Source organism: Pseudomonas sp. PSB18, assembly GCF_014596565.1.
GTDB lineage: Bacteria > Pseudomonadota > Gammaproteobacteria > Pseudomonadales > Pseudomonadaceae > Aquipseudomonas.
On the sequence record NZ_NOIN01000006.1, the window covers coordinates 158933 to 183932 of the forward strand.

25 protein-coding genes are annotated in these 25000 nt (G+C 61.6%); 16 read left to right on the forward strand and 9 right to left on the reverse strand.

Features of this window, described 5'->3' with window-relative positions:
• The first annotated feature begins 133 nt into the window (after positions 1-133).
• The 7 genes from CGA22_RS15950 (at position 134) to CGA22_RS15980 (ending at position 4055) form a co-directional block, all read left to right on the forward strand.
• Positions 134-469 (forward strand): DUF6388 family protein, encoded by a 336-nt coding sequence (locus tag CGA22_RS15950; protein ID WP_041023687.1) that lies wholly within the window; start codon positions 134-136, stop codon positions 467-469.
• Positions 470-590: 121 nt separating this feature from the next.
• Positions 591-983: a sulfurtransferase complex subunit TusD gene (gene tusD, locus CGA22_RS15955; RefSeq protein ID WP_041023688.1), complete on the forward strand. Its 393-nt coding sequence runs from the start codon at positions 591-593 to the stop codon at positions 981-983.
• Positions 983-1345: a sulfurtransferase complex subunit TusC gene (tusC, locus tag CGA22_RS15960; protein WP_041023689.1), complete on the forward strand. Its 363-nt coding sequence runs from the start codon at positions 983-985 to the stop codon at positions 1343-1345. The genes tusD and tusC overlap by 1 nt, the downstream gene beginning before the upstream one ends.
• Positions 1345-1638, forward strand: coding sequence for a sulfurtransferase complex subunit TusB (gene tusB, locus CGA22_RS15965; RefSeq protein WP_041023690.1), 294 nt, complete (start codon positions 1345-1347; stop codon positions 1636-1638). The genes tusC and tusB overlap by 1 nt, the downstream gene beginning before the upstream one ends.
• Positions 1635-1970, forward strand: coding sequence for a TusE/DsrC/DsvC family sulfur relay protein (locus tag CGA22_RS15970; protein ID WP_041023691.1), 336 nt, complete (start codon positions 1635-1637; stop codon positions 1968-1970). The genes tusB and CGA22_RS15970 overlap by 4 nt, the downstream gene beginning before the upstream one ends.
• Complete coding sequence (locus CGA22_RS15975; RefSeq protein ID WP_041023692.1) at positions 1967-2968, forward strand: glycosyl transferase family protein; 1002 nt, start codon at positions 1967-1969, stop codon at positions 2966-2968. Before CGA22_RS15970 ends, CGA22_RS15975 begins: the two co-directional genes overlap by 4 nt.
• An 88-nt stretch (positions 2969-3056) precedes the next feature.
• Entirely contained in the window at positions 3057-4055 is a 999-nt protein-coding gene (locus tag CGA22_RS15980) for a glutathione S-transferase family protein (RefSeq protein ID WP_041023693.1), read from the forward strand.
• A 144-nt stretch (positions 4056-4199) separates the two neighbouring features.
• Here CGA22_RS15980 and cysG read toward each other — a convergent pair whose 3' ends face one another.
• The 6 genes from cysG to ftsK form a co-directional block, all read right to left on the reverse strand.
• Positions 4200-5594: a siroheme synthase CysG gene (cysG, locus tag CGA22_RS15985; protein ID WP_041023694.1), complete on the reverse strand. Its 1395-nt coding sequence runs from the start codon at positions 5592-5594 to the stop codon at positions 4200-4202.
• Positions 5595-6875, reverse strand: a complete 1281-nt coding sequence (gene serS / locus CGA22_RS15990; RefSeq protein WP_041023695.1) for a serine--tRNA ligase — start codon at positions 6873-6875, stop codon at positions 5595-5597.
• Positions 6876-6888: 13 nt separating this feature from the next.
• The gene (gene crcB / locus CGA22_RS15995; RefSeq protein ID WP_041023696.1) at positions 6889-7266 is read right to left on the reverse strand and encodes a fluoride efflux transporter CrcB; all 378 of its coding nucleotides are present in this window, start codon (positions 7264-7266) and stop codon (positions 6889-6891) included.
• Positions 7263-8588, reverse strand: coding sequence for a replication-associated recombination protein A (locus CGA22_RS16000; RefSeq protein ID WP_041023697.1), 1326 nt, complete (start codon positions 8586-8588; stop codon positions 7263-7265). Before CGA22_RS16000 ends, crcB begins: the two co-directional genes overlap by 4 nt.
• Before the next feature lie 201 nt (positions 8589-8789).
• Positions 8790-9413, reverse strand: coding sequence for an outer membrane lipoprotein chaperone LolA (gene lolA / locus CGA22_RS16005; RefSeq protein ID WP_024779296.1), 624 nt, complete (start codon positions 9411-9413; stop codon positions 8790-8792).
• Between the two features lie 56 nt (positions 9414-9469).
• The gene (gene ftsK, locus CGA22_RS16010; protein ID WP_084213792.1) at positions 9470-11875 is read right to left on the reverse strand and encodes a DNA translocase FtsK; all 2406 of its coding nucleotides are present in this window, start codon (positions 11873-11875) and stop codon (positions 9470-9472) included.
• A gap of 318 nt (positions 11876-12193) precedes the next feature.
• On the opposite strand from ftsK, the gene trxB reads away from it, so the two are divergent.
• The 4 genes from trxB (at position 12194) to infA (ending at position 15001) form a co-directional block, all read left to right on the forward strand.
• Entirely contained in the window at positions 12194-13153 is a 960-nt protein-coding gene (gene trxB, locus CGA22_RS16015) for a thioredoxin-disulfide reductase (protein ID WP_041023699.1), read from the forward strand.
• A gap of 84 nt (positions 13154-13237) precedes the next feature.
• Complete coding sequence (gene aat / locus CGA22_RS16020) at positions 13238-13918, forward strand: leucyl/phenylalanyl-tRNA--protein transferase (RefSeq protein ID WP_041023700.1); 681 nt, start codon at positions 13238-13240, stop codon at positions 13916-13918.
• A 56-nt stretch (positions 13919-13974) separates the two neighbouring features.
• Positions 13975-14682: an arginyltransferase gene (locus CGA22_RS16025; RefSeq protein ID WP_041023701.1), complete on the forward strand. Its 708-nt coding sequence runs from the start codon at positions 13975-13977 to the stop codon at positions 14680-14682.
• A gap of 100 nt (positions 14683-14782) precedes the next feature.
• Positions 14783-15001 (forward strand): translation initiation factor IF-1, encoded by a 219-nt coding sequence (gene infA, locus CGA22_RS16030; RefSeq protein WP_002553999.1) that lies wholly within the window; start codon positions 14783-14785, stop codon positions 14999-15001.
• 230 nt (positions 15002-15231) lie between these two features.
• Here infA and clpA read toward each other — a convergent pair whose 3' ends face one another.
• Complete coding sequence (gene clpA, locus CGA22_RS16035; protein ID WP_041023702.1) at positions 15232-17502, reverse strand: ATP-dependent Clp protease ATP-binding subunit ClpA; 2271 nt, start codon at positions 17500-17502, stop codon at positions 15232-15234.
• 29 nt (positions 17503-17531) lie between these two features.
• Positions 17532-17894: an ATP-dependent Clp protease adapter ClpS gene (clpS, locus tag CGA22_RS16040; RefSeq protein ID WP_041023703.1), complete on the reverse strand. Its 363-nt coding sequence runs from the start codon at positions 17892-17894 to the stop codon at positions 17532-17534.
• Between the two features lie 226 nt (positions 17895-18120).
• Between clpS and cspD the strand changes: the two genes are divergently transcribed.
• On the forward strand, positions 18121-18399 hold the full coding sequence (gene cspD, locus CGA22_RS16045; protein WP_041023704.1) for a cold shock domain-containing protein CspD: 279 nt from the start codon (positions 18121-18123) through the stop codon (positions 18397-18399).
• Between the two features lie 74 nt (positions 18400-18473).
• Here the strand turns inward: cspD and icd are convergent, their stop codons facing one another.
• On the reverse strand, positions 18474-19730 hold the full coding sequence (gene icd / locus CGA22_RS16050; RefSeq protein WP_024779303.1) for an NADP-dependent isocitrate dehydrogenase: 1257 nt from the start codon (positions 19728-19730) through the stop codon (positions 18474-18476).
• A 482-nt stretch (positions 19731-20212) separates the two neighbouring features.
• Between icd and CGA22_RS16055 the strand changes: the two genes are divergently transcribed.
• The 4 genes from CGA22_RS16055 (at position 20213) to hflD (ending at position 24922) form a co-directional block, all read left to right on the forward strand.
• A complete protein-coding gene (locus CGA22_RS16055; RefSeq protein ID WP_188258646.1) occupies positions 20213-22438 on the forward strand; it encodes an NADP-dependent isocitrate dehydrogenase in 2226 nt (741 codons plus the stop codon).
• A 233-nt stretch (positions 22439-22671) separates the two neighbouring features.
• The gene (locus tag CGA22_RS16060; protein ID WP_041021065.1) at positions 22672-23118 is read left to right on the forward strand and encodes an NUDIX hydrolase; all 447 of its coding nucleotides are present in this window, start codon (positions 22672-22674) and stop codon (positions 23116-23118) included.
• A 59-nt stretch (positions 23119-23177) separates the two neighbouring features.
• The gene (gene mnmA, locus CGA22_RS16065; protein WP_041021066.1) at positions 23178-24302 is read left to right on the forward strand and encodes a tRNA 2-thiouridine(34) synthase MnmA; all 1125 of its coding nucleotides are present in this window, start codon (positions 23178-23180) and stop codon (positions 24300-24302) included.
• Positions 24299-24922: a high frequency lysogenization protein HflD gene (gene hflD / locus CGA22_RS16070; RefSeq protein WP_041021067.1), complete on the forward strand. Its 624-nt coding sequence runs from the start codon at positions 24299-24301 to the stop codon at positions 24920-24922. The genes mnmA and hflD overlap by 4 nt, the downstream gene beginning before the upstream one ends.
• Positions 24923-25000: the final 78 nt, after the last annotated feature.

Here is a 25000-nt window from a genome sequence, read left to right on the forward strand (position 1 = left end):
TCACTCATCGAGAAAAAAACGGACTGTAGCACCGCGCCCCCAGTCTTCGTGCGGCTTTGCTGAAATTTATACGCGACAGCGGACGACGATTCGCGCAACCTGTCACGCCTTTCATCACAACCAGGGAGTCAGCATGGCGGCAACCGAACAGCAGCATGAGCGGGCGTTGGAAAAGTTTCTCGATGAACGCCCCGAACTGCGCGTCGAACTGGACCACCTCAACCCACTGCTGGCCCAGGCCAAGGGCGAGACAGCGGAACAATACCGCGCCGAACGGTTGCATGAAGCCTTCGAAGCCGAGGCCGAGCGCCAGGGCCTGTTCGCCTGGGAACTGACCTTGCAATTGACCGCCGCTTCGCCAGAGGACTACCAGTCCCAGCGGATGGACGTGCACAGGGAAGTGGCAGAGATGGCGGGGATGGATTGGGCGGAATATTGCGAATTGCACGGGCTCACGGACGACCGCTGAATCAGTGTGGCGAGGGGATTTATCCCCTCGCCACAAGGATGTCCCCACGAACCTGCAGTGCCAATCGCCCCCCTGCCGATAAAGCTTTATCATGGCCGCAGTTTTGCTGATCGGATCTGCCATGAAGTTCGCCATTGCGCTGTTTTCCGCCGCCCATGCGCCGTCCTCGCGCCGTGCCTTGCTGTTCGCCCAGGCCGCGCTGGCCGGCGGGCATGAGATCGTGCGGCTGTTTTTCTATCAGGACGGTGTCTACAACGCCGACAGCGGCGTGGTCCCCCCCCAGGACGAACAGGACCTGCCCAAACAGTGGCGCAGCTTTGTCAGCGACCACCAGCTCGACGGCGTGGTCTGCATCGCGGCGGCATTGCGCCGTGGGGTGTTGAATGCCGAGGAAGCCCAGCGCTACCAACGCTCGGCCGTGAGCGTCGAGGCCCCCTGGGCCCTGTCCGGGCTCGGTCAGTTGCACGATGCGATCCAGGATGCCGACCGCTTGATCTGTTTTGGAGGCCCATGATGGCCAAGTCCCTGTTGCTCATCAGCCGCCAGTCCCCATGGTCGGGCCCCGGCGCCCGGGAAGCGTTGGACATCGTCCTGGCCGGCGGGGCGTTCGACCTGCCCATCGGCCTGCTGTTTCTCGATGACGGCGTACACCAGTTGATCCCCGGCCAGAACGCCAAGGCCGTCCAGCAAAAAGACCTGAGCGCGAACCTGCAGGCATTGCCCATGTTCGGCGTCGAAGACCTTTTCGTCTGCGCAGACAGCGCCGCCGAACGCGGCATCGACACCGATGCCCTGGCCCTGGCTGACCTGAAGATACTGACCGCGCCGGACATCACCGCCCTCATTGACCGTTACGACCAGGTGATTACCCTCTGATGTCGACTTTGCATGTGTTGTCCCATTCACCTTTTGGCGATAACCGCCTCGCCAGCTGCCTGCGGGTCCTGGGAGACCAGGATGCGCTGCTGCTGTGTGGCGATGCGACTTACGCCTTGCAACCCGGCACCGCAGCGTTTGCAAAAGTGCAAGCCGCCGGCCTGAAGCTGTTCGCACTGGCCGAAGACCTCCAGGCCCGAGGCTTGCCGGCCCCTGACTGGGCCGAGGCCATCGACTACCCGGCCTTCGTCGAACTGTCGATCCTGCATGACAAGGTCAACACCTGGCTATGAATGCGCTGAACGTAGGCGAACGCGCCATCGCGCTGGACAAGGACGGCTACCTTGCCGACCGGGACGACTGGTCAGCAGAGGTGGCCACGGCCCTGGCCGCCGCCGAAGACATCGAGTTGAGCCCCGAGCACTGGGAAATCCTCGAACTGCTGCGGGCTTTCTACGACGAATTCCAGCTTTCCCCCGCCACCCGGCCGCTGATCAAGTACACCGCGCTGAAACTGGGCGCCGACAAGGGCAACAGCCTGCACCTGAACCGATTGTTCAAAGGCACTCCCGCCAAACTCGCCGCCAAGCTGGCGGGCCTGCCCAAACCGACGAATTGCTTATGACCGACTTTCCATCGCTGACCCTCGAGACCCCGGCCGAACATCCGTTCGCCCAGTTCGTGCGCATCCTTGGCAAAGGCAAGCGCGGCGCTCGTGACCTGACCCGTGAAGAAGCCCGTGAGGCCATGGGCATGGTGCTCGACGAGCAGGTCGAGGACACCCAGCTTGGCGCCTTCCTGATGCTGTTGCGGCACAAGGAAGAAAGCGCCGAGGAAATGGCCGGCTTCACCGAAGCCCTGCGTGCACGCCTGGATGCCCCGGCGCTGGCGGTGGACCTCGACTGGCCAACCTACGCCGGCAAGAAACGTCATCTGCCCTGGTACCTGTTGGCAGCCAAATGCCTCGGACAGAACGGCGTGCGAATCTTCATGCACGGCGGCGGTGCCCATACGGCGGGTCGGCTTTATACCGAGCAGTTGCTGGGGTTTCTACAAATCCCGCTGTGCCGTGACTGGCAGCAGGCCGGCACAGCGCTGGACAACGGCGGCCTGGCCTTCATGCCGCTGGTGGACTGGGCACCCCAGATGCAACGCATGATCGACCTGCGCAACACCCTGGGCCTGCGCTCGCCGATCCATTCCCTGGCGCGGATCCTCAATCCGCTGAAAGCCCGGTGCGGGCTGCAAAGCATCTTCCATCCTGGCTACCAGGCCGTGCATCGCGATGCCAGCGGCTTGTTGGGGGATACGGCTCTCGTGATCAAGGGCGACGGTGGCGAGATCGAAGTCAACCCGGATGCCGACAGCCACCTGTATGGCACCAGCGGCGGCGCGAGCTGGGATGAAGAATGGCCACGGCTGTCACAACAGCGTCACGTCAAGCCGGAGAGCCTCGACCCCGAGCATCTGAAAGCCATCTGGCGCGGCGACGTGGAGGACAGCTACCCGCAACTGGCCCTGGTCGCCACCATGGCCCTGGCCTTGCGCGGCCTCGGCCTGGCCCGTGAAGACGCGTTCGAGCGGGCCCGGCAGTATTGGGACGCCCGGGATCGATCGATTTAATCGATGATCAACGCCCAACCTTTGCGCTTTTAGTTCGAACCTATCGGAATAGACTCGCCTCCAATGTTTATTGGCCGAGGAGATCGAGATGGGCTTGTTAGTCGAAGGCCGCTGGCAAGATCAGTGGTATGAAAGCAAGGACGGCACCTTCCAGCGCGAACAGGCGCAACGCCGTCACTGGATCACCGCCGACGGCAGCGCCGGCCCCACCGGCGAGAGCGGCTTTGCCGCCGAGGCCGGGCGCTATCATTTGTACGTGTCCCTGGCCTGTCCCTGGGCCCATCGCACCCTGATCTATCGCAAACTCAAGGGCCTGGAAGACCTGATCGATGTCTCGGTGGTCAGCTATCTGATGCTGGAAAACGGCTGGACCTTCGACAAGGCCCACGGCTCCACCGGCGACAAACTGGACAACCTGCGCTTCCTGCACCAGCGCTACACCGCCGACACGCCGGATTACACCGGGCGCGTCACCGTGCCGGCGCTGTGGGACAAGCGGCAACAGCGCATCGTGAATAACGAATCGGCGGAAATCATCCGCATGCTCAACAGCGCTTTCAATGACCTGACCGGCAACCACCTGGACCTGTATCCCGAACACCTGCGCGGCAAGATCGATGCGCTGAACGAACGGATCTATCCGGCGGTGAACAACGGCGTCTACCGTGCCGGGTTCGCCACCACCCAACAGGCTTACGAAGAAGCGTTCGATCAGTTGTTCGCCGAGCTCGATCGGCTGGATGCACTGCTGGGATTACAGCGCTACCTGGCCGGCGACTACCTGACCGAAGCGGATATCCGCTTGTTCACTACCATGATCCGTTTCGATGCGGTGTATTTCGGCCACTTCAAATGCAACTTGCGGCGCATCGCCGACTACCCGAACCTGTCGAACTGGCTGCGGGAGCTGTACCAATGGCCGGGCATTGCCGAGACGGTGGATTTCACCCACATCCAGCGGCATTACTACGGTAGCCACAAGACCATCAATCCCAACGGGATCGTGCCCAAGGGGCCGGAGCAGGACTTCAGCGGGGCCCATGATCGGGCGCGGTTGGTGGGGAAAGGGATCTGGGGCGAGAATTGATCCGGGATTTGTCGTGGATGTAAAGGCCTCATCGCGAGTAGGCTCGCTCCCACACTGGACTGGGTGCAACCAAAAATTCATGGCTGTACACAGATCTCTTGTGGGAGCGAGCCTGCTCGCGATTGAAGGCGACACGGTCTATCGCTAGACCTGCCCCTGAGCCCCTTCGAACCACGCCAGTTTCTCGCGCAGCTGCACCACTTCCCCCACGATCACCAGCGTCGGCGCATGGACCTCATGCTCGGCCACCAGCTTCGGCAGATCCGTCAGGGTGCCGGTAAACACCCGCTGGTTGGACGTCGTGCCTTGCTGGATCAGCGCCGCCGGCGTATCGGCCGCGCGACCGTGCTTGATCAGCTCGCTGCAGATGCTCGGCAGCCCCACCAGCCCCATATAGAACACCAGGGTCTGGGCCGGGGCCACCAGGTCCGCCCACGGCAGATCAGTGGTGCCATCCTTGAGATGGCCGGTGATGAAACGCACCGACTGGGCGTAGTCGCGATGGGTCAGTGGAATGCCAGCATACGCCGCGCAACCACTGGCTGCGGTGATGCCCGGCACGACCTGGAACGGGATGCCCTGGGCCGCCAGTTCCTCGATCTCTTCCCCGCCACGCCCGAAGATGAACGGATCGCCGCCTTTGAGGCGCACCACCCGCTTGCCTTGCCGGGCCAACTCGACCAACTGCTGGTTGATCTGGTCCTGGGGCACAGCATGCTCGGCGCGGCGCTTGCCGACGTAGATCCGCTCGGCGTCACGCCGGCACAGCTCAAGGATCGCGGGCGCGACGAGACGGTCGTACAGCACCACATCGGCCTGCTGCATCAAGCGCAGGGCGCGGAAAGTCAGCAGATCGGGATCCCCCGGCCCGGCCCCCACCAGATAGACTTCGCCCGGTGCGTGCGGCGCCTGGCCGGCGATTTTCTCGCGCAGCAGGCGCTCGGCTTCGGCGCCCTGCCCGGCCAGTTGACGGTCGGCGATGGGCCCCTGGAACACCTCTTCCCAGAACGCCCGGCGTTGTTGCACGTCCGGGAACAGCCGCTTGACCTGGTTGCGAAACTGCGCCGCCAAACCCGCCAGTTGCCCGTAGGTCGAGGGAATCCAGGTTTCCAGCTTGGCCCGGATCAGCCTTGCCAGCACCGGCGCATCGCCGCCACTGGACACCGCGATCACCAGTGGCGAGCGGTCGACGATGGCCGGGAAGATCACGCTGCACAGCGCCGGCGCGTCCACCACGTTGACCGGCACACAACGCTTGTGGGCGTCGGCCGACACCCGGGCGTTGAGGGTTTCGTCGTCGGTGGCGGCGATGATCAACCCGCAACCGTCCAGGTCCGTTTCGAGGTAACCGCGCAGGACGCATTCGCCCCCACTGCCACTGACCAGTTCCCGCAGTTGCGGCTCGATTTCGGGTGCGACCACCCGCAGCAACGCGCCGGCATCGACCAGCAGACGGGACTTGCGCAAGGCAATCTCGCCGCCGCCGACCACCAGCACGCGGCTGCCGCGCAGGTTATGGAACAGTGGCAGATAGTCCATTTAGCCGATGACCTCGATGCCACCCATGTACGGTTTCAACACCTCAGGCACACGGATCGAACCGTCGGCCTGCTGGTAGTTTTCCAACACCGCCACCAGGGTACGGCCCACCGCCAGGCCGGAGCCATTGAGGGTGTGGACCAGTTCCGGCTTGCCGGTTTCAGGGTTGCGGAAACGCGCCTGCATGCGACGGGCCTGGAAGTCGCCGCAATTGGAGCACGACGAAATCTCGCGATACTTGTCCTGGCTCGGAATCCACACTTCCAGGTCATAGGTCTTGACCGCGCTGAACCCCATGTCGCCGGTGCACAGGGCCAGCGTCCGATACGGCAGCTCCAGCAGTTGCAGGACCTTCTCGGCGTTGGCGGTCAGGCTTTCCAGGGCTTCCATGGATTTTGTCGGCTCGACGATCTGCACCATCTCGACCTTGTCGAACTGGTGCTGGCGGATCATGCCGCGGGTATCGCGACCCGACGCCCCGGCTTCACTGCGGAAGCACGGCGTGTGGGCGACGAACTTGATCGGCAGTTGCTTGGCGTCGACGATCTCGCCGGCCACGATGTTGGTCAGCGACACTTCGGCCGTCGGGATCAGGTACAGGTCGGCTTCGCCGTCGCGGCCGATCTTGAACAGGTCTTCCTCGAACTTCGGCAACTGGCCGGTGCCTTGCAGGGCCGGGGCCTGGACCAGGTACGGGGTGTAGGCTTCCTCGTAACCGTGCTCGGTGACGTGCAGATTGATCATGAACTGGGCCAGGGCGCGGTGCAGGCGGGCAATTGGCCCGCGCAGCAAGGCAAAACGGGCGCCGGACAGCTTGGCGGCGGTTTCGAAGTCCAGCCAGCCGAACTTCTCGCCCAGGGCCACGTGGTCCTGCACCGGGAAATCGAACGCTGTTGGCGTGCCCCAGCGACGGACTTCGACGTTGCCCTCTTCGTCTTCACCGACCGGCACCGACTCGTGGGGCAGGTTCGGGATACCCAGCAGGATCGAATCCAGTTCGGACTGGATCTTGTCCAGGGCCACCTTGCCGTTGTTGAGCTCGGTGCCCATGCTCTCGACGTTCGCCATCAACGGCGCGATGTCTTCACCGCGCTGCTTGGCCTGGCCAATGCTCTTGGAGATCGCGTTACGCTCGGCTTGCAGCTTTTCAGTCTGGGTCTGGACGGTCTTGCGCTGCTCTTCCAGCGCTTCGATGCGCGCAACGTCCAGGGCGAAGCCACGGGACGCCAGGCGGTCCGCTACGTCCTGAAGGTTGCTGCGTAACAGTTTGGAATCGAGCATGTCGGTCTCTCGTTTAGATAAGTTTGGTCAGGGACAGGCCGGCCCAGGTGGCGAGCAGCCCGCCGAATACGCTGGCAGCCGCATAGCCCAGGGCCAGCGGCACCTGCCCGCTTTCCAGCAGGCGCACCGTATCCAGTGAAAAGGACGAAAAGGTCGTCAGGCCGCCAAGGAAGCCGACGATCAGCCCCGCGCGCACTTCGACAGGCACCTCGGGACGAATCAGGAACAGACCGTATAAAACGCCGATCAGCAGACAGCCCACGATATTAACGGTCAGCGTCGCGGTATAGAAGTGCCGGGGCCAATTTGCATTGACCCAATTAGCGGCGGCGAAACGTGCCAGGGTGCCGGCGATACCGCCAGCGGAAACTGCAAGTATCAGGGGGATCAAGGCTTTCTCCGCTGCCGTGGGCTCAGACGATCCAGTTGCGCCAGATGGTTCAGCTTCTCGCCGATCTTCAGCTCCAGGCCACGGGGCACCGGCTGATAGAACGACTGAGGGTCGAGCGCTTCGGGGAAATAGTCCTCGCCGGCGGCATAGGCGTCCGGCTCATCGTGGGCGTAACGGTATTCTTCGCCATAGCCCAACTGCTTCATGAGCTTGGTCGGCGCGTTGCGCAAATGCAGCGGCACCTCTAGGGAACCATGTTCGGTGGCGCTGCGCATGGCCGCCTTGAAGCCCATGTACACCGCGTTGCTTTTCGGCGCACAGGCCAGGTACGTGATGGCCTGGGCCACGGCGAGCTCGCCTTCGGGGCTGCCCAGGCGCTCCTGCACATCCCAGGCCGCCAGGCACAGACTCAGGGCCCGGGGATCGGCATTGCCAATGTCCTCGCTGGCCATGCGCACCACCCGCCGCGCGAGGTACAACGGATCGCAGCCACCGTCGATCATCCGCGCAAACCAGTACAGGGCGGCATCGGGGTTGGAACCGCGTATGGACTTGTGCAGCGCCGAGATCTGGTCGTAGAACGCCTCGCCGCCCTTGTCGAAACGCCGCCGGGTGTCCCCAAGCAGGCTTTGCAGCAGCTCGACACCGATCTCGCTGTCGTCCTCGGCCAGGTCCGAAGCGTTTTCCAGCAAATTGAGCAGGCGGCGGCCATCGCCATCGGCGGCTGAACACAGAATCTGGAAACCTTCGTCGCTGAGACTCAGCTTGCGCTTGCCCAGGCCGCGCTCTTCGGTCAGCGCCCGGTGCACCAGCTTGCGCATCGCGGCCTCGTCGAGGCTCCTGAGCACATAGACCCGCGCCCGGGACAACAAGGCGTTGTTGAGCTCGAACGAAGGGTTCTCGGTGGTGGCGCCGATGAAGATCAGCGTGCCGTCCTCGACATACGGCAGGAACGCATCCTGCTGGGACTTGTTGAAGCGGTGCACTTCGTCGACGAACAGAATGGTGCGCTTGCCGTACTGCCCGGCCTGCTGCTTGGCGACTTCCACCGCCTGGCGGATCTCCTTGACCCCGGCCAGGACCGCCGAAACCGTTTCGAAATGGGCATCGGACACTTCCGCCAGCAGCCGGGCCAGGGTGGTCTTGCCCACACCCGGCGGCCCCCAGAAGATCATCGAATGCAGCGCACCCTGCTCCAGGGCCTCGCGCAGGGGTTTGCCCCGAGCCAGCACATGCTCCTGGCCGACGTACTCATCCAGATTGGTCGCGCGCAGGCGGGCGGCCAATGGCTGGGCAATCGGGGCGCTTCGAAACAGGTCCATCACTGCTTATGCAACCTCACTTGATCCTGGTGCCGATACTCTCTACCGGAGGGCTGCTCTGTTGGAGCAGCTCTGCTGGAACAGCTCTGTGGGAGCAAGGCTTGCCCGAGATTGCATCGCCTCGGTCTACCTGATGCACCGAGATGTCTGTATCGCGGGCAAGCCTTGCTCCCACAGGACACATCCCACAGGGGGCTGTGTTTATTCCTGGATTACATCGGCACCCTTGGGGATGTCGAACTTGAACTTGGACGCCGCGATCGGCTCGTTGGCCTTGACCCCGGTGAACAGGATATTGGTGCGCTGGCCGACGCTGTCGATCAGTTGCATGTCATTGACCAGGCCGTTGCGGAACGACAGGCGCAGGCTGTCGAACAGGCTGTCCTTGGTCTTGGGCTTGAGGGTGAAGTCGATCACGCCGCCCGCTTCCTTGGCCGTGATGTCGAAGCTCTGGCTGATCTTGGAAATATCGCCCGACAGCAACAAAGCCGGCGTCTGGGTCAGGCGCTGGTCGAGATTCTTGATGGTGACCTGCTCCAGGTCCGGGTCCCACAGGGAGACTTTCTTGCCGTCAGACACCATCAGCTGCTCGGCCGGTGCATCGGTGTGCCAGTAGAACAGCCCCGGACGCTGGAGCGCCATGTCACCGGCGGTTTCCTGCAACTGGGTGCCGCTGCCATCCAGGGTCAGCTGGGAAAAGCGTGCGGTCAGGGTCTTGGATGTTTCCAACAGCTGGGTCAGGCGAGCCACGTCCTTTTCGTCGGCATGGGCCGACAAGGTGGTCAGGGCCAGTACGGGCAACAGCAGCATGCGAATCAGGCGCATGGGAGTCCTCATGAATTCGTGGGGGGCGAGCGGCGCGTACCGGGCCGCTCGGGTCATTAGTCGCGCATCGGGCCCGGCGCCAGCACTTCGCGCGAACCATTGGTGTTCATGGCCGTCACGACCCCGGCCATTTCCATGGCTTCGATCATGCGTGCGGCACGGTTGTAGCCGATCTTGAGCTTGCGCTGGACGGCAGAGATCGATGCCCGGCGGCTTTCCAGAACGAACTGGACCGCTTCGTCGTAGAGCGCATCGGTTTCCGCGTCCTCGTCGCCACCGCCGCCACCGCCCTCGAAACCGCTGCCGGCCTCTTCGACGCCGTTGAGGATGTCGTCGTTGTATTCGGGAGCGCCGCGCAGTTTCCAGGCTTCCACCACGCGGTGCACTTCATCGTCGGAGACGAACGCACCGTGCACCCGGATCGGCAGGCTGGTGCCCGGCGGCATGTAGAGCATGTCACCGTGACCGAGCAGTTGCTCGGCGCCGCCCTGGTCGATGATGGTCCGCGAGTCGATCTTGCTGGACACCTGGAACGCCATGCGGGTCGGGATGTTGGCCTTGATCAGGCCGGTGATCACGTCCACCGACGGCCGCTGCGTGGCGAGGATCAGGTGGATACCGGCCGCACGGGCCTTCTGGGCGATACGGGCGATCAGTTCTTCGACCTTCTTGCCGACGATCATCATCATGTCGGCGAATTCGTCCACCACCACCACGATGGTCGGCAGCTTGTGCAGCAGCGGCGCCTCGTCGTGGATGTTCTCGCGGTGGTACAGCGGGTCGGTCAATGGCGTACCGGCCTCCTCGGCTTCCTTGACCTTGGCGTTGAAGCCCGACAGGTTGCGCACGCCCAGCTTCGCCATCAGCTTGTAGCGGCGCTCCATCTCGGCGACGCTCCAGCGCAGGGCGTTGGCGGCGTCCTTCATGTCAGTGACCACCGGACACAGGAGGTGCGGAATGCCTTCGTAGATCGACAATTCAAGCATTTTCGGGTCGATCATGATCAGCTTGGCGTCTTCCGGGCCGGACTTGAACAGGATCGACAGGATCATCGCGTTCACACCCACCGACTTACCGGAACCGGTGGTACCGGCCACCAGCAGGTGGGGCATCTTCGCCAGGTCGGTGATGACCGGCTTGCCGCCGATGTCGTGGCCCAGGGCCAGGGTGACCGGCGACTTGTGGTTATCGTACTCGGGGGTCGACAGCACTTCGGAGAAGCGCACGATCTGACGGTCCTCGTTGGGAATCTCGATACCCACGGTGGTCTTGCCGGGAATCACTTCCACCACCCGCACGCTGGTCACGGCCAGCGAACGCGCCAGGTCCTTGGCAAGGTTGGCGATGCGGCTGACCTTCACGCCGGCGGCCGGCTGGATTTCGTAACGGGTGATGACCGGGCCAGGGTGAATCGAATCCACCGATACCTCGACACCGAATTCCTTGAGCTTGATCTCCAGCAGATGACCGACGGCCGCCAGGGATTCGGGGGAATAATTGAGCTGTTTCTTTTCCGCCGGGTCCAGGATCGAGATCGGCGGCAAGGTCCCTTCCACCGCGCTGTCGACGAACAGCGGCACCTGTTTTTCCTTCTGCACGCGCTTGCTCGGTTCCGGCGCCTTGGCCGGGGCCATGGTGATCACCGGCGGCACCTGCTTCTCGCGCTCGGACATATGCTTGCTCAGGGCCTGCTCGCGCTCGATCAGGCGTTCCTTGACCTTGGCCTGCTCGCGCTTGTCGGGCACCGTCGGGGCCACCACGTCATGGACCCGGTCGTCCACTTCACGCAGTTGCGCCACCAGTTGCTTGCGCTCGACGCGCGCCGCCCACCAGCGATTCACGGCACCCTGGATCAGTTCGATCAGGTCGAGGGTGATCTTGCCGGTGACGTCCATGACCTTGAACCACGACAGGTCGGTGAACACCGTCAGGCCAAACAGGAACAGGGCGATGAACAGCAGCGTGCTGCCCTGGATGTTCAGGGCGTTCCTGGCCAGATCGCCGAGGCTTTCCCCCAGGGCACCGCCCGCCCCTGCCGGCAAGCCGGTGGGCGCATGGAAATGGATGTGGGCCAGCGCGGCCCCCGACAGCACCAGGAACACCAGGCCGATCAACCGCCACGAGAACAGCCAGCCGCTCCACTGCCACGGCTCGTGGCGCTGGCGAAAGATCTGGTACGCCTTGATCGCCAGCAACAGCGGGAAGATATAGGCGAAATAACCCAGCACCATGAACAGGATGTCGGCGCTGTAGGAGCCGGCCGGACCGCCGAAGTTCTGCACGTCGTCGATCTTGCTGTTATGGCTCCAACCCGGATCGTCCTTGCCGTAGGTCAGCAAGGCCATCATCAGGAACAGGCACAAGGCACCGATGGCGATCAATGCACCTTCCTTGAGCCGGTAGTGCAATTGCTGGCGCCAGAGCGGAACGACTGTTTTAGGTGCTGCGGTGGATTTCTTCAAAACGCTTCTTTTCCTGCGCCAATGGCGCGTCCATCTGTTGAATGACTATAAAAAACTGCTCATTACAAGCAGGTAAAAAAGTGAATGTGCACAACCGGTACTACTTTTACCACTGAGAGGTGCGTCCAGAAAACCGCAGGTGTTGCCGAAGATGTTGATCTTTAGCCCATCCTGCGTTCAAAACTCAAGCATTGTACGGGTTTGTCGGCTCCAAGGCATTGCCCGCACGCCGGGTGACAGGCCAGCCGGAAACGGACCGTACAAGCGCCAATTGGACCATGCATTGTCTTTTGTGACAAAGGCTTATGAGGTGTTTTTATGAACGAAGTGAAGCATTCACGCCTGATCATTCTCGGTTCCGGCCCCGCCGGGTACAGTGCCGCCGTCTACGCGGCCCGAGCCAACCTCAAGCCCGTCGTCATTACTGGCATGCAGGCCGGAGGCCAGCTCACCACCACGGTCGAGGTCGACAACTGGCCCGGCGACGTCGAAGGGCTGACCGGCCCGGTCCTGATGGAGCGCATGCAGCGACACGCCGAGCGCTTCGACACGCAGATCGTCTACGACCATATCCACACCGCCAAGTTGCAGCAGCGACCGTTCGAGCTCATCGGCGACAGCGGCACCTACACCTGCGATGCCCTGATCATCGCCACCGGCGCGTCAGCCCAGTACCTGGGCCTGCCGTCGGAGGAAACCTTCGCCGGCAAAGGCGTTTCCGCTTGCGCGACCTGTGACGGATTCTTTTACCGCAACCAGGTGGTGGCCGTGGTCGGCGGCGGCAACACCGCCGTAGAAGAGGCCCTGTACCTCTCCAACATTGCCCGGGAGGTGCATTTGATCCACCGCCGGGACAAGCTGCGCTCGGAAAAAATACTGCAGGACAAGCTGTTCGAAAAAGCCGCCAACGGCAATATCAGGCTGCACTGGAACCAGAACCTCGACGAAGTGCTCGGGGACGCCAGCGGCGTGACCGGCGCGCGCCTGCGCAACAGCCAGAGCGGCGAAACCAGCACATTGCAACTGGCCGGGGTGTTCATCGCCATCGGCCACAAGCCCAATACCGATTTGTTCCAGGGCCAGTTGAACATGCGCGACGGCTACCTGCTGGTGCGCGGCGGCAGCGAAGGCAATGCCACCGCCACCGATATCGAAGGCGTGTTCGCGGCCGGCGATGTGGCCGATCATGTGTATCGACAGGCCATTACCTCGGCCGGTGCCGGCTGCATGGCCGCGCTGGATGCGGAGAAGTATCTCGATGACATCCCGGCCGTTTGACGGTTAATCTTCGAACCAGTGCTCATGGCGAGGGGCTTCACCCCCTCGCCACATCGCCCTCCCCTTCTGCAAGTTCGGACAACAATGCTGACCTGGTTACAACGCAACACATTCGACTTTCCACCCCTGGAAAAAGCCATGCGCGATCCCAACGGCTTGCTGGCCGCCGGTGGCGATCTGTCTGCGGACCGACTGATCCAGGCTTATCGCCATGGCTGTTTTCCCTGGTTTTCCGAGGGACAACCGATCCTGTGGTGGTCTCCCGACCCTCGCACGGTGTTGTTTCCCGACGAACTGCACATCTCGCGCAGCCTGGGCAAGCTCCTGCGCAAGCAGCGCTATGAAGTGACGTTCGACAAGGACTTCGCCGCGGTCATCCAGGCCTGCGCTGCGCCGCGGGCGTATGCTGAAGGCACCTGGATCACCGAAGCCATGCAAACCGCCTATCTGGAGCTGCATCGACGCGGTTACGCCCATTCGGTGGAGGTCTGGGACCAGGGCCTGTTGGTGGGCGGCCTGTACGGCTTGGCCATGGGCCAGCTGTTTTTCGGCGAATCCATGTTCAGCCGGGCCGACAACGCGTCGAAATTCGGCTTCGCTACCCTGGTCCAACACCTCAAGGCGGCCGGTTTTGTGCTGATAGACTGTCAGATGCCCACCGAGCACTTGCACAGCCTGGGCGCCCGGTCGATTGCCCGCACGGCATTTGCCGGCTACCTCAAGGCGCACCTGGACCAGCCCAACCACGCAACCTGGGTTTGCTGAGCGACATTTGCCCCATTGGCTTACACTTAATCCAAAGCTTACCCCGAGGGTTGATCATGACCGAGTTGGCGCGCTTGAAGTTTTATGCCACTCAACCTCACTCTTGCAGTTATCTGCCCGAAGAGCAGGCCACGACGCTGTTCCTCGACCCTAGCCAGCCCATGGATGTGCATGTCTATGCAGACCTGTCGGAAATGGGTTTTCGGCGCAGTGGCGATCATCTCTACCGGCCCCATTGCCAGCACTGCAATGCGTGCGTGCCGGCGCGTATTCCCGTGGCGCAATTTACCCCTGATCGCCAGCAGAAACGCATTTTCAAGCGCAATGCCGATCTCCAGGTCCGGCCGGCCAAGCCACAGTTCAGCGAAGAATATTTCGACCTGTACCAGCGCTACATCGAGCAGCGCCATGCCGACGGCGACATGTACCCGCCCAGCCGCGATCAGTTTTCGACCTTCCTGGTGCGCGACCTGCCGTTTTCCCGCTTCTATGAGTTCCGTCTCGAAGGGCGATTGGTGGCGATTGCCGTCACGGACTTGCTGCCCAACGGGCTGTCGGCGGTGTACACCTTTTATGAGCCGGAAGAAGAACGGCGCAGCCTGGGACGTTTTGCCATCCTCTGGCAAATCAACGAAGCACGACGCCTTGGCCTGGAAGCGGTGTACCTCGGCTATTGGATAAAAAACTGCAAGAAAATGAACTACAAGACCCAATATCGGCCGATTGAACTGCTGATTAACCAACGTTGGGTTGTCCTCAGCTAGAACCCCTTGGCTTGCCCCCCCTTTTTCGGGCACAATGCACGCCGCTTTTGCCTGGCGCAGTTGCACCGGGCCATTCACTGGATACCGAGGGCTTTACTGCATGTCGAAAGAAGACAGCTTCGAAATGGAAGGCACTGTCGTCGACACCCTGCCCAACACCATGTTTCGCGTGGAGTTGGAAAATGGGCACGTCGTTACCGCGCACATCTCCGGCAAGATGCGCAAGAACTACATTCGTATTCTTACCGGCGACAAAGTGCGCGTCGAGCTGACGCCCTATGACTTGAGCAAAGGGCGCATCACTTACCGCGCCCGCTAACAGGTCAATACAAAACGCCCGGCTGATACCGGGCGTTTTTGTTTGCCTGGGATTTGATAACCACGCAGATTCCCTGTGGGAGCGAGCCTGCTCGCGATAGCGGTGGATCAGCCTGCATTGATGCTGAATGTGTCGGCGCTATCGCGAGCAGGCTCGCTCCCACAGGCTCGATATCTTCAAGACAGCAGAAAGGCGCCTTCCGGCGCCTTTCTGCTTATTACAGGTTTCGATCAGGCCATTTCGGCCGTGGTTTCGAAGTCGAAGGTCAGCTCGCCGTCCTTGATGTCGATGTGGACCACACCGCCATGCTCGGCCAGTTCGCCAAAGAGGATTTCCTCGGCCAGCGGACGCTTGATCTTGTCCTGGATCAAGCGAGCCATCGGCCGCGCGCCCATCGTCACATCGTAACCACCTTCTGCCAGCCAACTGCGGGCCGCATCGGTGACTTCCAGCAGCACCCGCTTGTCTTCGAGCTGCGCCTGAAGTTCGGTGAGGAACTTGTCCACCACGCTTTTGATGACCTCATGGCTGAGGCGACCAAACTGGATAATGGTATCCAGGCGGTTGCGGAATTCAGGCGTGAAGCTCTTCTTGATCACTTCCATCGCATCGGACGAGTGGTCCTGATGGGTGAAACCGATCGAAGCGCGCGCCGCGGTTTCGGCACCGGCGTTGGTGGTCATGATCACGATCACGTTGCGGAAGTCCGCCTTGCGCCCGTTGTTATCGGTGAGCGTACCGTGGTCCATGACCTGCAAGAGCAGGTTGAAGACTTCCGGGTGCGCCTTCTCGATTTCATCGAGCAGCAGCACGCAGTGGGGTTGCTTGGTGATGGCTTCGGTCAGCAGGCCGCCCTGGTCGAACCCGACATACCCCGGAGGCGCACCGATCAGACGCGATACGGTGTGGCGTTCCATGTACTCGGACATGTCGAAACGTACCAGCTCGATCCCCATCGCCTTGGCCAGTTGCCGCGCAGCCTCGGTCTTGCCCACACCGGTAGGACCGGCGAACAGGAAGGAACCGACCGGCTTGTCCGGCGACTTGAGACCGGCGCGGGACAACTTGATGGCGGTCGACAACGAGTCGATGGCCGCGTCCTGGCCGAACACCGTCAGCTTCAGGTCACGCTCAAGGTTACGCAGCAGTTCCTTGTCGGAACTGGTGACGTGCTTGGGCGGAATACGTGCGATTTTCGCCACGATGTCCTCGACCTGAGGCACTTCGATGCGCTTGACGCGCTTCTCTACCGGCTGCAGGCGCTGATAGGCACCCGCCTCGTCGATCACGTCGATGGCCTTGTCCGGCATGTGTCGGTCATTGATGTAGCGCGATGCCAGCTCGGCCGCGGCCCGCAGGGCTTCATCGCTGTACTCGATACTGTGGTGCAGCTCGAACCGTCCCTTCAGGCCGCGCAGGATACCGATGGTGTCTTCCACCGAAGGCTCCGAGACATCGACTTTCTGGAAACGCCGGGCCAGGGCACGGTCCTTCTCGAAGATCCCGCGGAACTCCTGGAAGGTGGTCGACCCGATGCAACGGATATCGCCCGACGACAGCAGGGGCTTGAGCAGGTTCGAGGCGTCCATGACCCCGCCGGACGCGGCACCCGCACCGATGATGGTGTGGATCTCGTCGATGAACAGAATCGCCTGCGGACGTTTCTTCAACTCGCCCAGCAATGCCTTGAAGCGCTTCTCGAAATCGCCGCGGTACTTGGTGCCGGCCAGCAGGGCGCCCAGGTCGAGGGAGTACACCACGCTGTTGGCCAGCAGGTCCGGCACCTGGTTGTCGACGATGCGCTTGGCCAGGCCTTCGGCAATCGCGGTTTTACCCACGCCCGCCTCGCCCACCAGCAACGGGTTGTTCTTGCGACGCCGGGCCAGGATCTGCGCAACGCGCTCGACCTCGACTTCGCGCCCGACCAACGGATCGATACGTCCCTGGCGCGCCAGTTCGTTCAGGTTGCTGGCATAGGCATCCAGCGGATTGCCCGAAGAAGAAGACTCACCACCCTCCTCGTCCTGCATATCCTGTTCACCTTCGGAATGATCGCCATGCCCCGGCACTTTGGAAATGCCATGGGCGATGTAGTTGACGACATCTATACGGGCAACGCTCTGCTGCTTGAGCAGGAAGACCGCCTGGCTTTCCTGTTCGCTGAAGATGGCAACCAGCACGTTGGCACCGGTGACTTCACGCTTGCCCGAGCTCTGCACATGAAAGACAGCACGTTGCAGGACACGCTGGAAGCCCAGGGTTGGCTGGGTTTCACGATCCTCGTCATGAACGGGGATCAATGGCGTGGTGGAGTCAATGAACTCCTGCAGGTCATGCTTGAGTTTATCGAGGTTTGCGCCACAGGCACGCAAAACGGTGGCGGCAGCCTCGTTATCCAGTAGGGCCAGCAGCAGGTGCTCGACGGTCATGAATTCATGACGCTTCGAACGGGCCTCCTTGAAGGCTAGATTGAGGGTGACTTCGAGCTCGCGGTTTAACATGGCTTCACCTCATACCCAAGTGGTCGGCGTTAACCGTCCTTCTCGATTTCACAGAGTAGCGGATGCTGGCTTTCCCGGGCGTACTGGTTGACCTGCATGGCCTTTGTCTCGGCGATGTCGCGGGTAAACACTCCGCATACTGCCCGTCCCTCTGTATGAACGGCCAGCATGACCTTGGTCGCCAGCTCGCGATTCAGGTTAAAAAACACCTCGAGCACTTCGACGACGAAATCCATCGGTGTGTAGTCATCGTTGAACAAAACCACCTTATACATCGGTGGCGCCTGCAACGTAGGCTTTGCTTCCTGAACAGCAATGCCTGCGGAATCGTCGTCATGTAGATCCGGGCGATCCTGATTGAATGTTAGTCGAATCTGGCTGATTGCATGCATGGAAAGAAAGGTTCGTTTAGTTGGCAAATACAGTGATGGGGGCGCTGGCTGGCGATTTCAACCGCCGCCGCCAGGTCACCTTGACTATCAGCAAAACGGTGTTACAACCAATAGAGCCCATCGTGGGTTAAAAAGGTCCGTGGAATCGATCCTTAAAACAAGATTAGATTGCGGATGAACTGGATGATACTCCAGTGATGGAGTGCGTTGCAGAGGGAAATGGTCTATGTCGGTCGTCAAGATGAGTGGCAAGGTGAAATGGTTCAACAACGCCAAGGGCTACGGCTTTATTCTGGCGTCTGGCAGGGATGAAGACCTTTTCGCACATTTCTCGGCAATCAGGATGGATGGTTATAAAACCCTGAAGGCCGGGCAGCCTGTGACATTTGAAGTGATTCAAGGGCCCAAGGGCCTGCATGCGGTCAATATTTCGCCGGTCGAGGTCGACAAGCCCTCCACTCCCGAAAAAATCAAAGTCAAAACCAGAGTCACCGAAACCCACTGACCAGCTGTAGTCATCGGTCAACAAGACGCCCGGCTCGATCACTCGAGCCGGGCGTTTTTATTGTGCGATTCCGCTTACATATGCGAGATCAAGGCATCGCCGAAGCCCGAGGACGACACCAGCTTGGCGCCTTCCATCAAGCGTTCGAAGTCATAGGTCACGGTCTTGGCCGAAATCGCGCCGTTGGTGCCCTTGATGATCAGGTCGGCCGCTTCGGTCCAGCCCATGTGACGCAGCATCATTTCTGCCGACAGGATCAGCGACCCCGGGTTGACCTGGTCCTTGCCCGCATACTTGGGCGCGGTACCGTGGGTGGCTTCGAACATCGCCACGGTGTCGGAGAGGTTGGCCCCCGGCGCGATACCGATACCACCCACCTCCGCCGCCAGGGCGTCGGAAAGGTAGTCGCCGTTCAGGTTGAGGGTTGCGATCACGTCGTACTCGGCCGGACGCAGCAGGATCTGCTGGAGCATCGCATCGGCGATGGCGTCCTTGACGACCACGTTCTTGCCGGTCTTCGGATTCTTGAACTGCATCCACGGCCCGCCATCGAGCAGCGTGGCGCCAAATTCCTCCGCTGCCACCTCGTAGGCCCACTCCTTGAAGGCACCTTCGGTGAACTTCATGATGTTGCCTTTGTGCACGATGGTCAGCGAATCGCGGTCATTGTCGACCACATATTGCAAGGCCTTGCGCGCCAGACGCTTGGTGCCCTGCTTGGAGACCGGCTTGACGCCGATGCCGCAATCTTCGTCGAAACGGATCTTGGTGACGCCCATTTCTTCTTTCAGGAACTTGATGACCTTGGTGGCTTCGGCCGAACCGGCCTTCCACTCGATGCCGGCATAGATGTCTTCGGAGTTCTCGCGGAAGATCGTCATGTCCACATCGCCAGGCTTCTTCACCGGGCTCGGCACGCCTTCGAACCAGCGCACCGGGCGCAGGCAGACATACAGGTCCAATTGCTGACGCAGGGCCACGTTCAACGAACGGATACCACCACCGACCGGCGTGGTCAGGGGGCCCTTGATGGAAACCACGTAATCCTTGACCGCGTCCAGGGTTTCCTGGGGCAGCCAGGTGTCCTGGTCGTAGACCTGGGTGGCTTTTTCACCGGCATAGACTTCCATCCAGGAAATCTTGCGCTTGCCGCCGTAGGCCTTCTGAACCGCAGCGTCCACAACCTTGATCATGACCGGACTGATGTCGACGCCAATGCCGTCGCCTTCAATGAAGGGGATGATCGGGTTGTCGGGAACATTAAGAGAATGGTCTGCATTGACGGTGATTTTGTCACCGACGGCCGGAACCTGAATCTTTTGATACCCCATGCTGAACTCCATTGCTTGGATTGAACATCTGGCTGCGTTCGAGCGTACCCCAGTTGAATCGACGCGCAAACCCTACGTTAGGCCCATCGACGGGAAAGTCGCACAGTTCGAGGCGTACAAGCCTGAAAAACAAGGGAAAAGCGCCAAATATGAGCATAGCCCACCACGCCGGGCCTGCGACGTTTAGACCAATGGACGTGTACGGAGGTCTATGAACCATCGGCAGATTGCCAGCTACCTATGTATAATGCCGCCGCTGACCGCAGGGTCACGACGGCTGACTGCTCTACCAAGGGCCTTCCCGCCAGTTGCAAAGCCGGACCGTTACCGCGGCCCGACCGCTTGACGCTCGACTGATGCACCCAACATCACCGCGAAGAAACCTCGACATTCGGCTCACGGCTGACTTTGAACGAACGCGCTTACCCGGCGCCCCTCGAGTTTCTGCGCATGCTTTAGCAAAGAAGAGAGTTAATCCGAATATGCCCACCCGCTCGAAGATCATCTATACCTTCACCGACGAAGCGCCCGCCCTCGCCACCTATTCACTGCTGCCGATCATCGAAGCCTTCACCGCTTCGGCCGAGATCGCCGTGGAAACCCGCGACATCTCCCTCGCAGGGCGCATCCTGGCCAGCTTCCCCGAGCAACTGGGTGACAAAGCCGTAGCCGACCACCTCGCCGAACTGGGCGACCTGGCCGTTACGCCTGAAGCCAATATCATCAAGCTGCCGAACATCAGCGCCTCGGTGCCGCAACTGCAGGCCGCGATCAAGGAATTGCAGGCCCAGGGCTACGCACTGCCGGACTACCCGGAAACCGTGACCAGCGAAGCCGACAAAGAAGCCAAGGCCCGCTACGACAAGGTCAAGGGCAGCGCCGTGAACCCGGTCCTGCGTGAAGGCAACTCCGACCGCCGCGCACCGCTGTCGGTCAAGAACTATGCCCGCAAGCACCCGCACAAGATGGGCGCCTGGGCAGCCGACTCCAAATCCCACGTGGCCCACATGAGCACCGGCGATTTCTATGGCAGCGAAAAAGCCGCCCTGATCGACGCCGCCGGCAGCGTGAAAATCGAGCTGATCGCCCAGGATGGCACTGCCACCGTCCTGAAGGAAAAGACCACCGTTGAAGCCGGTGAGATCCTCGATTGCGCCGTGATGAGCAAGAACGCCCTGCGCGACTTCATCGCCGCCGAAATCGAAGACGCCAAGCAAAAAGGCGTACTGCTGTCGGTTCACCTCAAGGCCACCATGATGAAGGTCTCCGACCCGATCATGTTCGGTCAGATCGTCGCCGAGTTCTATAAAGACGCCCTGGCCAAGCACGCCCAGGTCCTGGAGCAGATCGGCTTCAACCTGAACAACGGCATCGGCGACCTGTACGCCCGCATCAAGGCCCTGCCGGCCGAGCAGCAGGCGCAGATCGAAGCCGATATCCAGGCGGTCTACGCGGCGCGCCCATCCCTGGCGATGGTCAACTCCGACAAGGGCATCACCAACCTGCACGTGCCGAGCGACGTCATCGTCGACGCCTCGATGCCGGCCATGATCCGTGACTCCGGCAAGATGTGGGGCACCGACGGCCAGCTGCACGACACCAAGGCCGTGATCCCGGATCGCTGCTATGCCACCATCTACCAGGCGGTGATCGAAGACTGCAAGGCCAATGGCGCCTTCGACCCCACCACCATGGGCAGCGTGCCGAACGTCGGCCTGATGGCCAAGAAAGCCGAAGAGTACGGCTCCCACGACAAGACCTTCCAGATCAAGGCCGACGGCGTGGTCCGTGTCTCGGACAGCACCGGTCGCACCCTGCTGGAGCAGAACGTCGAGGCTGGCGACATCTTCCGCATGTGCCAGACCAAGGACGCACCGATCCAGGATTGGGTCAAGCTGGCCGTCAACCGTGCCCGCGCCAGCGACACCCCGGCCATCTTCTGGCTGGACCCGATGCGCGCCCATGACGGCGTGGTGATCGAGAAGGTTCAGGCTTACCTGAAGGACCACGACACCAGCGGTCTGGACCTGCGCATCATGTCGCCGGTCGACGCGATGAAGTTCACCCTGGCTCGCACCCGCGAAGGCAAGGACACCATCTCGGTGACCGGCAACGTACTGCGCGACTATCTGACCGACCTGTTCCCGATCATGGAACTGGGCACCAGCGCCAAGATGCTGTCCATCGTGCCGCTGATGAACGGTGGCGGCCTGTTCGAAACCGGCGCTGGCGGTTCGGCACCCAAGCACGTCCAACAACTGCTGGAAGAAAACTTCCTGCGTTGGGATTCCCTGGGCGAATTCCTGGCTCTGGCCGCTTCCCTGGAACACCTGGGCGTGACCTACAACAACCCGAAAGCGCTGGTGCTGGCCAAGACGCTCGACCAGGCGACTGGCGAGTTCCTGGACCGCAACAAGTCGCCTTCGCGCAAGGTCGGCGGTATCGACAACCGCGGCAGCCACTTCTACCTGACCCTGTTCTGGGCCCAGGCACTGGCCGCCCAGGATGACGACGCAGCCCTCAAGGCGCAGTTCACCACCCTGGCCAAGACGCTGACCGACAACGAAGAAAAAATCGTTGCCGAGCTCAATGCCGTTCAAGGCAAGCCAGTGGACATCGGCGGCTACTACTTCGCCAACCCTGAGCTGACCAGCAAGGCCATGCGCCCGAGCGCCACCTTCAACGCGGCCATCGCTGCGCTGGTGTAAGGTTGTAAGGAAGCAACACAAACCCCGGCCTTGTGCCGGGGTTTGTGTTTCCAGCCCATTCACTTCTGGCTGGGGATCAGCTGCAGTTTTTGAATTCACCGCCCCTGTGGGAGCGAGCCTGCTCGCGATAGCGGTTTATCATCCAACACTTGTATTGGCTGACCCACCGCTATCGCGAGCAGGCTCGCTCCCACAGGGCTTGTGTTTCACTATTCAAATTTCGAGGAAACCACATGGATTGGAAACCCCACATCACCGTCGCCACCATCGTCGAGGACAACGGCCGCTTCCTCATGGTGGAAGAATCCAAGGGCGGGCGCGCCGTGCTCAACCAGCCCGCCGGGCACCTGGACCCGGACGAGACCCTGATCGAAGCCGCCGTGCGCGAGACCCTGGAAGAAACCGGCTGGGACGTCGAACCCACCAGCGTGATCGGCATCTACCTGTATACCGCCCCCAGCAATGGCGTGACCTACCAGCGGGTCTGCTTCGCCGCCAGAGCGCTCAAGCACCACCCCGACTATCAACTGGACGACGGCATCCTGGGGGCCCGCTGGCTGAGCCGCGACGAACTGCTCGAACGACGCGACCATTGGCGCAGCGAGCTGATCATCCGCTGCATCGACGATTATCTGGCCGGCCATCGCCACAGCCTGGCACTGATCCGTCCTTCCCTTTAGCCTTGCGCGCCCGGGCCTGATAGAATCGCGTCCTTTTTCAAGACACTCATTGAATCCCTATGCGTGATCCAGCTCCTTCCGGCACCACCAAGAAGCGCGTCATTGTCGGCATGTCCGGCGGCGTGGACTCTTCCGTTTCCGCCCTTCTGCTGATCGAGCAGGGTTATGAGGTGGAAGGCCTGTTCATGAAGAACTGGGAAGAAGACGACGGAACCGAATACTGCACCGCCATGGACGACCTGGCGGACGCCCAGGCCGTGTGCGACAAGATCGGCATCAAGCTGCACACCGCCAACTTCGCCGCCGAGTACTGGGACAACGTGTTCGAGCACTTCCTGGCCGAGTATAAGGCCGGCCGCACGCCGAACCCGGACATCCTCTGCAACCGCGAAATCAAGTTCAAGGCGTTCCTCGACTACGCCATGATGCTGGGCGCCGACCTGATCGCCACCGGTCACTACGTGCGCCGCCGCGACATCGACGGGCGCACCGAACTGCTCAAGGGCCTGGACCCGAACAAGGACCAGAGCTACTTCCTGCACGCCGTCGGCGGCGAGCAGATTGCCAAGACCCTGTTCCCGGTAGGTGAACTGGAAAAGCCCGAAGTCCGGGCCATCGCCGAGAAACACGCCCTCGCCACCGCGAAGAAGAAGGATTCCACCGGGATCTGCTTCATCGGCGAACGGCGCTTCAGCGATTTCCTCAAGCAGTACCTGCCGGCCCAACCGGGTGAGATCAAGACCACCGAAGGCGAAGTCATCGGCCGTCACCATGGCCTGATGTATCACACCATCGGCCAGCGCCAGGGCCTGGGCATCGGCGGGTTGAAGGACGCCGGCGAAGAACCGTGGTACGTGCTGATCAAGGACCTGGAGCACAACGAGCTGATCGTCGGCCAGGGCAACGACCACCCCTGGTTGTTTTCCCGCGCCCTGCTCGCTTCCGACATCTATTGGGTCAACCCCATCGACCTGAGCGAGCCGCGCCGCCTGACGGCCAAGGTGCGCTATCGCCAGAGCGACCAGCCCTGCACCCTGGAAAAGACCGCCACGGGCTACCGTGCCACCTTCGACGATCCACAACGTGCAGTGACGCCCGGCCAGTCCGTGGTGTTCTATGACGGGGAAATCTGCCTGGGCGGCGGCGTGATCGAAGTCGCTGAGCCGTGGAGCAGCAAGGTATGAGCCCGACCCAGGAGCAACTGACAGCGTTGGGCGGTGTATTCCTCGCCGCCGTGCTGGTGGACCGGATCGCCAAGACCGGCCAGACCTCCGAGGCCGGCCTGAGCTGCATGCTCGGCAGCCTGCTGGTACGCGACCCCAAGGACACCCTGGAAGTCTATGGCGGCGACGACCTGAACCTGCGCGAAGGCTATCGTGCGCTGATCGGCGCCCTGGAGCGCGACCCCAGCGCCCTGCAACGCGAGCCGCTGCGCTATGCCCTGTCGATGCTGGGCCTCGAGCGCCAGCTCGCCAAGCGCGACGACCTGCTGGACACCATCGGCAAGCGCCTGCCGCAGATCCAGTCCCAGGTCGAGCATTTCGGCCCCTCCCACGAAAACGTCATCGCCGCCTGCGGCGCGCTGTACCAGGACACCCTGAGCACCCTGCGCCAGCGTATCCAGGTGCACGGCGACATGCGCAACCTGCAGCAACCCAGCAACGCCTCGAAGATTCGCGCCCTGTTGCTGGCGGGCATCCGTTCGGCACGGCTGTGGCGGCAATTGGGTGGGCATCGCTGGCAGTTGGTGATCAGCCGACGCAAATTGCTGAAAGAGCTTTACCCGTTGATGCGCAACGAATAAGTCGCCTCAACCCGTTTTTTTTACTTCATCACGCGTAATACGCCGGTCAGTTGGCGACGGACCGGCGCTTGTTTTCAT